This window comes from Acinetobacter sp. YH12200, assembly GCF_013418175.1.
GTDB classification, from domain to species: Bacteria; Pseudomonadota; Gammaproteobacteria; order Pseudomonadales; family Moraxellaceae; genus Acinetobacter; species Acinetobacter pseudolwoffii.
The window spans coordinates 26,688-40,735 of sequence record NZ_VPCO01000008.1 but is presented as its reverse complement, the minus strand read 5'-3'; the positions used below and the strand labels follow the sequence as shown (position 1 = coordinate 40,735).

The window sequence follows — 14,048 nt, the reverse complement described above, 5'->3', positions numbered from 1 at the left end:
GATGAAAAAGGACGAATGATTCGTCCTTTTTATATAGCTTAAATTAAGAAAAGACCGGTGGACTATAGGTCAAAGTTCGGCCGAGGAACCAGAGTAAAAACAGCACCAGCGGGATATGAAAAACCAGTTGGGTCACGGTAAAACCGATCACATCTTTGGCCTTTAACTTCAGGATGCCCAGCATCGGCAACATAAAGAAAGGATTGATCAGATTAGGCAAGGCTTCGGCAGCATTATAAATCTGCACTGACCAGCCCAGATGAACTTTCAGATCATGCGCAGCCTGCATTACATAAGGGGCTTCAATAATCCATTTACCTCCACCGGAAGGAATGAAGAAACCCAGGATTGCCGAATAGAGACCCATCACGATAGCAAAGGTTTCCTGTGAAGCAATCGAAACGAAAAATTCGGCAATATAGTGTGATAGGGACAGATCGGCAGAATTCAGCGCATTGGTCATCATAAAGGCAATGCTGCCATATAAAGGAAACTGGATCAGCACACCCGAAATTGCTGGCACAGCCTTGGAAACGGCATTGAGAAAATTCCGTGGTGTGCCATGTAGTGCGACACCCAAAATCAGGAAGATAAAGTTATAGGTATTTAAACTGGAGATGGCCAGAATAGGATTGCTTTCGGAAAATTCGTTAAACATCCATACAGCACCTAGCACCACAATCAGAATACTTAAAATAGGTGAGTTTTCCAGCCAGTCGCCCGGACGTTTTGATGAAGATTCTTCCGGTTTTCCTTCTTCAATCTGAACCGGAAAATGTTCAATGGTTTTAATATGACTGCCTTTCGGCGCTGACCAGTAGGCAATGGCAATCGAGGCAATAATTAGAACCGCCGTCATGATCATGGATTGCGGCAGGAAAATCGTTTCGGTAAATGGAATGACACCGGTCAGATTGTAAATCGGTTCAGGCAGGCTGCTTTTATTGGCCTGTAATTGTGCAGCAGAGGAACTGATGCCGAGTGCCCAGGTGGCTCCCATCCCGATAATCGCTGCTGCGGCTGCAGCGCGGTAATCCATATTAAGTTCTTTACGTTGTGCCAGTGCAATCACGAGTAATGCAGTTAGAACTGTGCTCATGGCCCAGTTAATCAGGGAAATGAGCAGGCTGACTGTCGCGACCAATACAATCGCACCACGCCCTGAATGGGGCAGACATGCCATTTTTCGGATCAGAAGCTGCATTGGTTTTGAAACCGAAACCACATAACCGACCACGATCAGCATGCACATCTGCAAGGTAAAGGGAATCAGGCTCCAGAACCCGTCACCAAAGGAAATGGCAACGTCCTGTGCCGGCGCGCCAATTCCGATAGCGGCAATTGCGACAATGATGACACCGAGCAGGGCAAAAATATAAGAATCGGGAAACCATTTTTCTGACCAGTCACTGACGCGCAGGGCGAAGCGTTGTAAGATATTTTGTTCTGTTTGCATGATTAAAATTCATTTATTCTGCATTCATTTTTAAAATTAGAGTTTTCTTTGGTCGAAAAGAAACCCTTAAAATTTTTCATTTTAAGGGCCGGGAAAATCAAGCTGCTATTTTTTGTAAAGCCACACCCGTGACTTTCTGAATCTCCTCAAAACTGACCTCTGGTGCCAGCTCAACAAGTTGAATACCATCTGGAGTGACATCCAGCACACCTAAATCGGTAATGATCCGGTTGACCACAGCCTGTCCGGTAAGGGGCAGACTGCATTGCGCAACAATTTTAGGCGTGCCATCTTTGGCGCAGTGTTCCATCAACACCACGACTTTTTGTACCCCTGCGACCAGATCCATGGCACCGCCCATACCTTTGACTTTTTTGCCCGGAATCATCCAGTTGGCCAGATCGCCAGTTTCGGACACTTCCATGGCACCTAAAATGGCGATATTGACATGACCGCCACGGATCATGGCAAAGGAATCGGCACTGGAAAAGAAAGAAGCGCCCTTACGGGCAGTCACGGTCTGTTTACCAGCATTAATCAGGTCGGCATCGACGGTTTCAGCCGTTGGAAATTCGCCAATACCGAGCAAGCCATTTTCCGATTGCAGCCAGACGTTGATATTTTCTGGAATGTAGTTAGCAACCAGCGTTGGTAAACCAATCCCCAGGTTAACGTAGAAACCATCTTCCAGCTCTTGTGCAGCGCGCTGCGCCATTTGATTACGTGTCCAAGCCATGATCAAGCCTCCGCCTTTAAGGTCATCTGTTCAATACGTTTTTCCGGTTGGGTATTTAAGACAATTCGATTCACATAAATACCGGGCAGATGAATGTCATCGGGATCCAGCGCACCAATCTCGACAATTTCTTCTACTTCAGCCACGGTGATTTTGCCAGCCATAGCGCAGACCGGATTAAAGTTTTGTGCAGTTTTACGGAAAATCAGATTACCTGCTTTATCGGCCTTATAGGCTTTGACCAAGGCGATATCGGCAGTCAAGGATTCTTCCAGAATATAAGACTTGCCATTAAACTCACGTACATCCTTGCCTTCAGCAATCACGGTTCCGACACCGGTGGCGGTATAAAAAGCCGGAATACCGGCACCGCCAGCACGTAATTTCTCCGCCAAGGTGCCTTGTGGGGTCAGTTCGACTTCCAGTTCGCCACTCAGGTATTGACGTTCGAATTCTTTATTCTCACCAACATAAGATGAAATCATTTTTTGAATCTGTTTGGTTTCCAGTAAAACGCCCAAACCAAAACCATCGACTCCGGCATTGTTGGAAATACAGGTCAGATTTTTGGCACCGGTCTGTTTCAATGCGGCAATCAATGCTTCCGGAATACCGCATAAACCAAAACCTCCGACTGCCAGTGTATGTCCATTCTGAACCACGCCGTCTAAAGCGGCCTCTGCACTGTCATAAACTTTATTTGACATTTTTTACCTCGATTTATTCTTGTCTTGCAGATTCCTTTTTGGTCAGGAAACTACTGATGTATATCCTTGAGGACTTGTATCGTGTCCGGGTATTGCTATTGTTAGGCACAGGCTTTTTGCCAATAGGCATTGGCATAATTGGAGGGATTATTGCGCTGCAACACCTCACTGATATTACGGCTGGCCTGCATCAGGGCATCCAGTTGAATACCGGTTTCAAAGCCCATATTCGAGAGCAGGTAATACAGGTCTTCAGTTGAAACATTGCCTGAAGCACCCTTGGCATAAGGACAGCCACCCAGACCGGCAATGGATGAATCAAATACCCGGATGCCTTGTAACAGCGACTGGTAAATATTGGCGATGGCCATGCCATAGGTATTATGGAAATGACCTGCCAAAACCTTGGTATCGATCTGAGCCAGGCAAGCATCCCAGACTTTTTGCACCCGATCCGGTGTGGCTGTACCAATGGTTTCACCCAACGACACTTCATAGCAGCCCATATCCAGCAAACGTTGGGTGACTTTGACCACCTGTTTCGGATCAATCGCACCTTCATAAGGGCAGTCCACCATACAGGACACATAACCGCGTACCCGAATATCATTGGCTTTGGCGGCCGCCATCACATCGGCAAACTTCTCCAAGCTTTCATCAATCGAGCAATTGATATTTTTGCGGGTAAAGCTTTCGGACGCTGCGGTAAAGACCGCAACTTCCTTGCAACCCACCGCCAGCGCTGCTTCAAAGCCCTTCAGGTTTGGGGTGAGTAAACTGAACTGAATATTTGGGTCTTTGGGCAAGCCGGCAAACAGCTGATCGCTGTCTGCCATTTGTGGCACCCATTTGGCTGAAACACAGGAACCGACTTCAATCGCCTGTAAACCGGTTTTCATCAGATCCAGAATCAGATTTTTCCGATCATCCAGCGTTAATGGCGTTTTTTCATTTTGCAGGCCATCGCGTGGCCCGACTTCTACAATTTTGACAAATTCGGTCATGCAACATCCTCCGTCAGTGGCTGGAACTCAAGCAGTTCATCACCGGCTTTGACCTGATCACCTTTCTGGAAATATGAACTGGCGATGATGCCGTCATGTGGTGCACGAATCGAGTATTCAATTTTCATCGCTTCCAGCGTCATCAAGACATCGTCTTTTTTGACCTTGTCATTGGCAGCGACCAGTACTTGCGTGATCACACCTGGCATTGGTGCAGTGAGGTTGTTTTCTGTCCCTTGATCATCATGCTGATCATAATCCGGCTGGATAGACTCGAATTTATGTGTCTGACCATTCTGGAACAGGGTAATGCCATGTTCAGTCTGGCTAAAGGCCAGTTTTTGCTGTTTGCCTGCCAGTTGCAAAGCTAAAGTATGTGCATCAATCAACTGACCTTGTAGCTGAATCTGCTGACCATTATAAGTGGCGATAAAACCTTGCTCTTGCGTACTGAACTGAACTTTAAGCATAATGCCATTGCGTTGTAATTGCACTGTATATGCATTTTGCTGATTCAGGCGCCAGAAAGCGTGTTGTTGCCAGACTGAGTTATTCGCAACCGGGTTTTGAGCTTGGCGTGATAATAATTCGATGAATGCAGCACTAACGATCAGTTCAGCATTGATCTCAGTCGAAGGTTTTAATAAGAACTCTTCTTCACGTTGAATCAGGCCGGTATCCAGATGGGCATTTTTAAACGAATCACACAGCACCAAACGGTCGAGGAATGCAATATTATTGCCCAAACCATCCACATGGAAATGGCCCAGGGCATGATGCATTTGCGTTAAAGCAGCTTCGCGGTTTTTGCCCCAGACAATCAGTTTGGCAATCATCGGATCATAATAGGTGCTGATTTCATCACCTTCGACAATACCGCTATCGACACGTACACAGTCACTTTGCTCCGGATAATGCAGGTAGCTGATCTGACCAATCGCAGGAATAAAGCCTTTTTCCGGTTCTTCGGCATAGACACGGGCTTCGAGTGCATGTCCATGAATCTGCAATTCATGCTGTTGCTTTGGTAAAGGCTCACCAAAAGCTACGCGCAGTTGCCATTCCACCAGATCCTGTCCGGTAATCATTTCCGTCACTGGATGTTCAACCTGAAGACGGGTGTTCATTTCCATGAAGTAAGCTGTGCCGTCTTGCTCCACGATAAACTCGACTGTACCGGCACCGACATAATTTACTGCACGCGCAGCATCGATTGCTGCCTGACGCATCGCCTCCAGTTTGTCTTCCGGCATTTTCGGTGCAGGCGCTTCTTCCAGCACTTTCTGGTGGCGACGTTGTACCGAACAATCACGCTCAAACAGATGTACATAGTTGCCGTGAGTATCACCAAACACCTGAACTTCAATATGACGTGGTTGAATCACATAACGTTCAATCAGTACATCTTCATTACCAAAACTAGAGCGTGCTTCACTCTTACATGAAGCAAGCGAGCTAAGAAAATCTTCGCTGCGTTCCACTAGACGCATGCCTTTACCACCACCGCCAGCACTGGCCTTGATCAGCACCGGATAGCCAATACTGTCAGCCTGCTGTTTCAGGAAGTCGGCATCCTGATTGCTACCGTGATAGCCCGGGGTTAAAGGCACACCAGCTTTTTCCATCAACGCTTTAGAGGTGGCTTTGAGACCCATCGCCAAAATGGCATCGACAGGCGGGCCAATAAAGACAATATTATTGTCCTGACAGGCCAGGGCAAACTGGTCATTTTCCGACAAAAAGCCATAACCTGGGTGAATTGCTTGCGCACCGGTGTTTTTGGCCGCCTGAATAATACGTTCGATCTGTAAATAGCTTTGTGCTGCTGGCGATTCACCAATATAGATCGCTTCATCCGCCAGTTTGACATGCTGTGCCTGTGCATCGGCATCGGAGTATACGGCAACGGTGGCAATACCGAGTTTTTTTGCTGTACGAATCACACGGCAGGCAATTTCACCACGGTTGGCAATTAAAATCTTTTCAAACATCGTAGCATCCTTCTTGTTGTTATGCCGTGGTCTTGATCCAGGCCGGGCTTTGTTTGTTTAAAAATGCATTCAGTCCATTTTTCGCCTCATCTCCCTGGCGAATATGGGCAATATGCTGTGCTGTTTTAAGAAGTAAATCTTCGGTCAAAACCTGTTGGTCGACCAGTTGAATCAGTTGTTTTGAGGAATTTTGTGCAGCAGGGCCACCGAGTAACAGGGCTTCCACAATTTCATCAATTTTGCTGTCGAGCTGTTCCGGTGGAGTGACTTCATGCGCCAGTCCAATGGTTTTGGCCTGTTCCGCAGAAATTCGCTCGGCGGTCAGGAAATAACGTGAAGCCTGACGCGCACCAATCGCACGAATCACATACGGGCTGATGGTCGAAGGTGCCAGACCTAGGCGTACTTCAGAGGTGGCAAACTTGGCATCGGTGCTGGCCACGCAAATATCACAAGCTGATGCCAGACCCATACCACCGCCAAAAGCAATGCCATGCACCCGGGCGATGGTTGGCTGCTTTAAAGTCGCTAGGCTTTGCAGCATTTTCGCCAGTTTTAATGCATCTGCTTCGTTGTCTGCTTGAGAAGCCTGACCGGCCTGCTTCATCCAGTTCAGATCGGCACCAGCCGAAAAGCTTTTGCCGCGCCCTGCCAGAATCACCACACGTACATCATCACGGCTATTTAAAGATTGGAAGCAGCGATACAATTCTTCAATGACCTGAGTATTAAAGGCATTGTGCAGTTCAGCGCGATTAATCCAGACAGTTGCCACTTGATTTTGCTGTTCGAGCTGTAAAAATTGATATGTCATTTTTTTCACCTCTTACATGCGGAACACGCCAAACTTGGTCGGCTGGATTGGCGCATTCAGTGCTGCAGCTAAACTAAGACCTAACACTTCACGAGACTGGGCAGGGTCAATGACACCGTCATCCCATAAACGTGCAGAGGCATAATAGGGATGACCTTGGCGTTCGTACTGATCACGAATTGGCTGTTTAAACTGATCTTCTTCTTCCGCAGACCAGTTAGCGCCTTTGGCTTCAATCTGATCACGTTTTAAGGTCGACAATACGCTGGAGGCCTGTTCACCGCCCATCACTGAAATACGTGAGTTTGGCCAAGTCCACATAAAGCGTGGTGAATACGCACGGCCACACATACCATAGTTGCCGGCACCAAATGAGCCGCCAATCACCATGGTCAGTTTAGGCACATTGGCATTGGCCACAGCCATCACCAGTTTGGCGCCATTTTTGGCAATGCCTTCATTTTCATACTGGCGGCCAACCATAAAGCCAGTGATATTCTGAATAAACAGCAGCGGAATATTGCGCTGACAGCACAGCTCAATAAAATGCGCACCTTTTTGTGCTGACTCGGAAAACAGAATGCCGTTATTGGCAATAATCCCGACTGGCATACCGTATAGGCTGGCAAATCCGGTAATCAGGGTAGTACCAAATCGAGCCTTGAATTCGTCAAAACGCGAACCATCGACAATCCGGGCAATCACTTCACGGACATCAAAAGGTTTACGCGAATCTGTTGGCACGATACCGTATAGCTCTGAAGCATCAAACAAAGGTGCTTCCACATGTTCAGGCAACGGATTTGGTTTTTTATTTAAATTGGCCACAATATTGCGGGCAATTTCCAGGGCATGCTGGTCATTTTCAGCCAGATGATCGGCTACACCGGAGAGGCGGGTATGCACATCACCACCACCAAGGTCTTCACTGGAAACCACTTCACCGGTTGCTGCTTTGACCAGTGGCGGGCCACCGAGGAAAATGGTTCCCTGATTGCGCACAATAATAGTTTCATCCGACATGGCAGGCACATAGGCACCACCCGCCGTACAACTGCCCATTACCACGGCAATCTGGGCAATGCCTTGGCTCGACATACGCGCCTGATTATAGAAAATACGTCCGAAGTGATCACGATCCGGGAAGACTTCATCTTGTAGCGGCAAATAGGCACCGCCAGAATCGACCAGATAAATACAGGTCAAATGATTCTGCTCGGCAATTTCCTGAGCACGTAAATGTTTTTTCACGGTCAATGGATAATAAGTGCCACCTTTAACAGTCGCATCATTGGCAATAATCATGCAGGTCACGCCATTGACCTGACCAACGCCAGCGACCACGCCCGCAGCAGGCACATCGTCCTGATAGACCTGATAGGCAGCCAGTTGTCCAATTTCAATAAATGCCGTACCAGGATCAATCAGATGATCAATACGTTCTCTGGCCAATAATTTACCGCGATCCAAATGTTTTTGACGGGCAGTTTCACCCCCACCCAAGGCAATTTTTTGGACTTTCTGTTTCAGGTCTTCGACCAGATTTTGCATCGCCGTCTGGTTGTTTTTAAATTCGTCGCTGCGAATATTAATTTTGCTCTTTAATTGATTCATGCCGAACATCCTTGTCTATTCTTGTGATTTATTTTTTAGGCAGTTTCATTAAACAGTTCGCGGCCAATCAGCATGCGGCGAATTTCTGAGGTGCCTGCGCCAATTTCATACAGTTTGGCATCGCGCCATAGACGTCCCGCAGCAAACTCGTTGATATAACCGTTGCCACCCAAGGTTTGAATGGTTTCGCCCGCCATCCAGGTGGCTTTTTCAGCTGCATATAAAATCGCACTGGCGGCATCTTTACGCAGGCTACGGCTATGCTCTGCCTTGTCACATTCTGCGCCAACTGCATAGACCAGGGCTTTACAGGCCAGCCAGGTGGAATACATGTCAGCAATTTTGCCCTGCATCAACTGGAATTCACCCAGCGCCTGACCAAACTGTTTACGATCATGAATATACGGAATCACGGTATCCATACAGGCATCCATAATGCCGAGTGGGCCTGCACTTAAAACAGCACGTTCATAGTCCAGACCGCTCATCAGCACTTTGGTGCCATTGCCGACACCGCCGAGCACGTTTTCTTTTGGCACTGCGACATTGTCAAAAAATAGTGGATAAGTGTTTGAGCCACGCATGCCGAGTTTGTCTAGGTGCGTACCGTGACTAAACCCCGGCATATTTTTTTCAACCAGAAAAGCGGTCATGCCTTTGGCACCGGCTTGTAAATCGGTTTTTGCGTAGACCACCAGTACATCGGCATCGCCGCCATTGGTGATCCACATTTTCGAACCATTCAGCAGGTAATGATCACCTTTGTCTTCAGCTTTGAGTTTCATGCTGACCACATCGGATCCGGCATTGGGTTCGGACATGGCCAATGCACCGACATAATCACCAGATACCAGTTTGGGCAGATAGCGCTGTTTCTGTTCTTCACTGCCATTACGCTTAATCTGGTTTACACATAGGTTAGAATGTGCGCCATAGGACAAACCAATCGATGCTGAAGCGCGGGAAATTTCCTGCATGGCAATGATGTGCGCCAGATAACCGAAATTTGAACCGCCATATTCCTCACTGACCGTCAGACCGAGCAGGCCCATCTCGCCAAATTTTTTCCAAAGGTGAGCAGGGAATTCATTGTCACGGTCCACTTGTTGAGCAATTGGAGCAATTTCCTTGGCGCAAAATGCAGCCACTGAATCACGAAGTGCAATAAGTGTTTCGTCCAAACCGAAATCCAAGCTTTGTAAATTCATTGTTCATCCATCCTGTGGTTCTATTTGTTGTATCCAAAAAAGCATTTTTGTTGTGCTTGTTATTTAACATACATCGAAAATTTAAAAAAGTGAATCAATATTCACAAAATGATTTACAATTCATTTTATCTTGTTGAGATTAATTTTATGAGTTATAAAAGATCATCATTGATGCAGGAACGAATGGAGCAAAATCGCTTGGCGATCTTGCAATCTGCTCGTGAGCTGATTACTCAAGGGGGCTTTAAAGAGGCGTCGATTCAGGCGATTGCAGAACGTGCAGGCGTTTCTACAGGCTTGGTATATCGATATTTCGAAAACAAGAATCAGATTTTGATTCAGGTTTTGTCAGAAGCAATTCGGCTTGAGATTGAGATTTTAAATCACATTGCTGCCTCGGATTTATCGCCAAAACAGAAATTGCAAAAATCTGTTACAACTTTTGTGAAGCGAGCCATGAACAGCCCCCAGTTGGCGTATTCGCTGATGTTCGAACCGGTCGATCCGGAAATGGAACATGAGCGTTTTCACAGTAAACAGCTAATCAAGCAAAGCATTAAGGAAATTTTGGCTGAAGGAAAAGTCAATGGCGAGTTTGAATTTGAAGATTTAAATACCGCAGCGCTGGGTGTGGTTGGTTCCATGACCTTTGTGGTAATTGAACCTTTGAATCCATCTCGGAATATCAGGTTTGATCAAAATTATAAGGATCACTTTGTCAAACAGATTGCCGATTTTTGTGTCAACGCAGTACGTCGACAGGAGGGAGTAGCAGGAGCATAAAACACAAAAAAACAGGCAGGAAGACAGGGTTGTCGTGGTCAAAAAACAATTAATAGAGTTGAAAATCAGAATTACAAAGAATCAAGGAGATCGATTCAATGACACAAGTACGGTTAAGCTATGCCTACGGAACAAGCAGCCAACCCTTATTGGGCATGACAATTGGCGAAAAATTTGATCAGGCATGCGAACAGTATGCATATTCTGATGCAATCGTCAGCTTGCACCAGAATGTGCGTCTGAGCTATCAGCAGTTGCAGCAGCAAGTGAATGCTTTTGCCTGTAGTTTGCAGAAACTGGGCCTGGAAAAAGGTGACCGTCTGGCCATCTGGTCGCCGAACTGTGTGGAATGGACCATTACCCAGTTTGCTGCATTTAAGGCCGGGATTATTCTGGTGAATTTGAATCCAGCTTATAAAAGTAATGAACTGGAATATGTCTTAAACAAGGTCTCCTGTAAGGGACTGGTGATTGCAGCGCAGTTTAAAACCACTGACTATCAGGAAATTCTGACTAAAATTGCTCCTGAGCTAACACAGACTGAAAGTAAATTACTCAATGCAGAGCGTCTGCCGCATTTGAAGCATGTGATTAAAATTGATGAACAGGAACATCCGGGTCTACATCGTTTTCAGGACTTATTGGTGGAACCAAGCGCAAACGCCTTAGAAAAATTGCAGCAAATTTCGAGTGAATTGCAGTTTGATGAAACCATCAATATTCAGTTCACCTCGGGTACAACGGGGAATCCGAAAGGTACTATGTTGACCCATAACAATATTTTAAATAATGGCTATTTTGTCGGTGAAGCCATTCATTTAAGTCCAGAAGATCGGGTTTGTATTTCGGTACCACTGTTCCACTGCTTTGGTATGGTGATGGGAAATCTGGCCTGTATTACCCATGGTTCAGCCATGATTTATCCATCTGCCGTTTTCAATCCTCTGGAAACCCTCAAAGCCATTCAACAAGAAAAATGTACGGCGGCTTATGGGGTGCCGACCATGTTTATTGCCATTCTTGAGCATGAACAGTTTGATGAATTTGATCTGAGCAGTTTACGTACCGGCATTATGGCCGGCAGTCCATGTCCACAGGAAATCATGCAGCGTGTGATTGAGCGGATGCATATGTCAGATATCACCATTTGCTATGGCATGACTGAAACCGCACCGGTCAGTGCGCAAAGCTCTACCGCAGACTCCATTGAACAGCGTGTTACGACAGTCGGCCGGGTACATCCGCATCTGGAAGTGAAAATTGTCGATGAAGATGGCAAGGTGGTGCCGCGCGGACAACTCGGTGAACTCTGTGTGCGTGGTTATTCGGTGATGCTCGGTTATTGGGAAGATCAGGATAAAACTGCAGAAGTAATTGATAATGCGCGCTGGATGCATACGGGTGATATTGCTGAAATGGATGATGAAGGCTTTGTCAAAATCAAGGGGCGAATCAAGGATGTCGTCATTCGTGGCGGTGAAAACCTGTTCCCCAAAGAAATTGAAGACTTCCTTTATACCCATCCTGCGGTTTCAGATGTTCAGGTGATTGGTGTGCCAGATCATAAGTATGGTGAAGAACTCTGTGCCTGCATCATTTTGCATGAAAACGATCCGTGTACTGAAGAAACTATTCGCCAGTATTGTGCCGAGCATATCTCACACAATAAAGTGCCGCGCTATGTGCGTTTCTTCCATGAGTTCCCGATGACAGCTTCCGGTAAGGCGCAGAAGTTTAAATTACGTGAATTTATGCGTGAAGAGTTGAACTTAAAGGAAATAGCTTAAGTATTGTTTAGTTTTTGAGATTGGTGAATTCTTCAACTTTTTTATCATTAAAAAAAGTTGAAGAGAAACTATTAAGAAAAAGCGAAAGATCTGCACAGCCTCACTTAGAAAGAAAGATTTTAATTTTAACGTGTAGGCCATGCTTTGACTTTCGATGGGCTAAAAGTAAACAAAAGCCCTTTATTTTGCTGAAGGGACATCCATGTCCCTTCAGCAAAATGGCGACATTCATGTCGCCTGTCATGTGATTAGATTTAGGATAATGGTCGAAAATTTAAAACCTTTAGATGGAATCTTTATCAATATTGTAATAACTGATAAACCTAATGCTCTTTAGTCTGTTGAATGGTGTGAGGTAAAGTGAAAATATGGCAAAAAACTTCCATAGTGAACTCGTCGTCGCTAATTATGATGAGCACATCCGTAAACTGATTCCCGGCTATGAACTGGTACATCAGCAAATTGATGCCATTCTAACCACTCATTTACCTGAAATTGCCCATATATTGGTGGTTGGTTGCGGGACAGGCTATGAGCTATCTTATCTGTTGCAACGCCACCCAAACTGGACATTTACTGCAATTGATCCATCGGCGACTATGCTGGAACAGGCGCAGAAAAATATTGGGTTAGGCCTGGGATCGCAGCGGATTCGTTTTATTCAGACAGATACACAAAGCTTAAATCAAGATAATCAGTTTGATGCGGCTCTAGCAATTTTGGTGGCACATTTTATTCCATCAGAAAATAAAGCTGAATTTTTTCAGGATATATCCGATAGTCTTAAGACTGATGGAATCCTGTTAACCTATGACTTGATGCAACCTGAAAATGAAACTGAATTAAAAATCTTGCAAAAAATGGCACAGCAGACAGGACTCAGTATTCAACAAAGCGAAAAAATGATTGAACGATTACAGCAGGATTTTCATTTAATCTCTGCCCAAGATTTAGCAGCGCTTTTAACCAAAGTCGGATTTAAACATAGCAAAATTTACTGTCAAATCATGAATTATTATGGTTTTTTTATACAGAAATAAGCATAGCTAACTGAAACAGTTAACTAGAAATTTAAATATAAGATTCAAGGAAGTGTAAAAACAATGTCAGCCTACTATCGTTTCATCAACCGCGAACAGCATGCCGATGGCAGCAGCACTGCTTATTATGAATCTAATATTCATGCGCAAGGTGCATGGAATCCGCATGAGCAGCATATGGCGCCCGCGACTGGCATTATTTGTGCAGAACTGGAACAGTTTCAGCCACGTGCAGAGATGCGCATTGGCCGGGTGAGTCTGGATATCTTTGGACTGATTGCTTTTGGTGAATTTTCCATTACTACGCGCATGATTCGTCCGGGTAAAACCATCGAACTTATTGAAGCAGAAATGTGTGCCAACGGGAAAACCTGTATTGTGGCACGTGCCTGGAAAATGATGACTTCGGATACCCGCGCGATCGCCGGTCTGGAAGATTTTCCGGTTCAGCACCCTGAAGACCTGCCGGTGTGGGAAGGGATGCGCTGCTGGCCAGGTGGTTATATTCAAAGTATTAATACCCGTGCCCATGTCGATCATCGTGCGGGCAAAGGTATCGTCTGGTTATCCAATGCCCTGGAAATGGTAGAAGGTCAGACGACCAGCGACTTTAGCCGTTTGATGGGAATGGTGGATACAGCCAATGGCGTGGTGCCGCGTCAGGATCCAAATGCGGGATGGGGCTTTCCAAATCTGGACTTGCAGATTCATTTGCATCGTTTACCTAAAGGCACATGGCTAGGACTAGAAGTGCTACAGCAATATGGTGAAGATGGCATTGGTTTAACCAGTGGAATTTTACATGATCTTCATGGGCCATTTGGCCGCAGTGAGCAAATTTTAACGCTACGTAAATTTTAAAATCTGATTCACATAAAAAGGACGAATTGCTTCGTCCTTTTTTTATT

The 14,048-nt window shown here is 45.8% G+C and carries 12 protein-coding genes; 4 read left to right on the top strand and 8 right to left on the bottom strand.

Features of this window, described 5'->3' with window-relative positions:
- Positions 1-43 precede the first annotated feature (43 nt).
- The 8 genes from FTU90_RS07045 to FTU90_RS07010 form a co-directional block, all read right to left on the bottom strand.
- Complete coding sequence (locus FTU90_RS07045) at positions 44-1,456, bottom strand: short-chain fatty acid transporter (RefSeq protein ID WP_005096535.1); 1,413 nt, start codon at positions 1,454-1,456, stop codon at positions 44-46.
- A 97-nt stretch (positions 1,457-1,553) separates the two neighbouring features.
- On the bottom strand, positions 1,554-2,192 hold the full coding sequence (locus FTU90_RS07040; RefSeq protein ID WP_005096536.1) for a CoA transferase subunit B: 639 nt from the start codon (positions 2,190-2,192) through the stop codon (positions 1,554-1,556).
- 2 nt (positions 2,193-2,194) lie between these two features.
- Positions 2,195-2,899 carry a CoA transferase subunit A gene (locus FTU90_RS07035; protein ID WP_074382978.1) on the bottom strand — a complete coding sequence of 235 codons (705 nt, stop codon included), beginning with the start codon at positions 2,897-2,899 and terminating at the stop codon, positions 2,195-2,197.
- Between the two features lie 101 nt (positions 2,900-3,000).
- On the bottom strand, positions 3,001-3,903 hold the full coding sequence (locus FTU90_RS07030) for a hydroxymethylglutaryl-CoA lyase (RefSeq protein WP_005171595.1): 903 nt from the start codon (positions 3,901-3,903) through the stop codon (positions 3,001-3,003).
- Complete coding sequence (locus FTU90_RS07025; protein ID WP_180072101.1) at positions 3,900-5,894, bottom strand: acetyl/propionyl/methylcrotonyl-CoA carboxylase subunit alpha; 1,995 nt, start codon at positions 5,892-5,894, stop codon at positions 3,900-3,902. The genes FTU90_RS07030 and FTU90_RS07025 overlap by 4 nt, the downstream gene beginning before the upstream one ends.
- A gap of 19 nt (positions 5,895-5,913) precedes the next feature.
- A complete protein-coding gene (locus tag FTU90_RS07020; RefSeq protein ID WP_074382975.1) occupies positions 5,914-6,708 on the bottom strand; it encodes an enoyl-CoA hydratase/isomerase family protein in 795 nt (264 codons plus the stop codon).
- A gap of 12 nt (positions 6,709-6,720) precedes the next feature.
- On the bottom strand, positions 6,721-8,322 hold the full coding sequence (locus tag FTU90_RS07015) for a carboxyl transferase domain-containing protein (protein WP_179999576.1): 1,602 nt from the start codon (positions 8,320-8,322) through the stop codon (positions 6,721-6,723).
- 35 nt (positions 8,323-8,357) lie between these two features.
- Complete coding sequence (locus tag FTU90_RS07010) at positions 8,358-9,530, bottom strand: isovaleryl-CoA dehydrogenase (RefSeq protein ID WP_005096545.1); 1,173 nt, start codon at positions 9,528-9,530, stop codon at positions 8,358-8,360.
- A gap of 147 nt (positions 9,531-9,677) precedes the next feature.
- On the opposite strand from FTU90_RS07010, the gene FTU90_RS07005 reads away from it, so the two are divergent.
- From FTU90_RS07005 to FTU90_RS06990, 4 genes are all read left to right on the top strand, one after another.
- Entirely contained in the window at positions 9,678-10,313 is a 636-nt protein-coding gene (locus FTU90_RS07005; RefSeq protein ID WP_035337915.1) for a TetR/AcrR family transcriptional regulator, read from the top strand.
- Between the two features lie 98 nt (positions 10,314-10,411).
- Entirely contained in the window at positions 10,412-12,100 is a 1,689-nt protein-coding gene (locus FTU90_RS07000; RefSeq protein ID WP_180072100.1) for an AMP-binding protein, read from the top strand.
- A 368-nt stretch (positions 12,101-12,468) separates the two neighbouring features.
- Positions 12,469-13,140 carry a class I SAM-dependent methyltransferase gene (locus tag FTU90_RS06995; RefSeq protein WP_180072099.1) on the top strand — a complete coding sequence of 224 codons (672 nt, stop codon included), beginning with the start codon at positions 12,469-12,471 and terminating at the stop codon, positions 13,138-13,140.
- 63 nt (positions 13,141-13,203) lie between these two features.
- A complete protein-coding gene (locus FTU90_RS06990) occupies positions 13,204-14,001 on the top strand; it encodes a thioesterase family protein (protein ID WP_005096553.1) in 798 nt (265 codons plus the stop codon).
- The last annotated feature ends 47 nt before the right edge of the window (positions 14,002-14,048 follow it).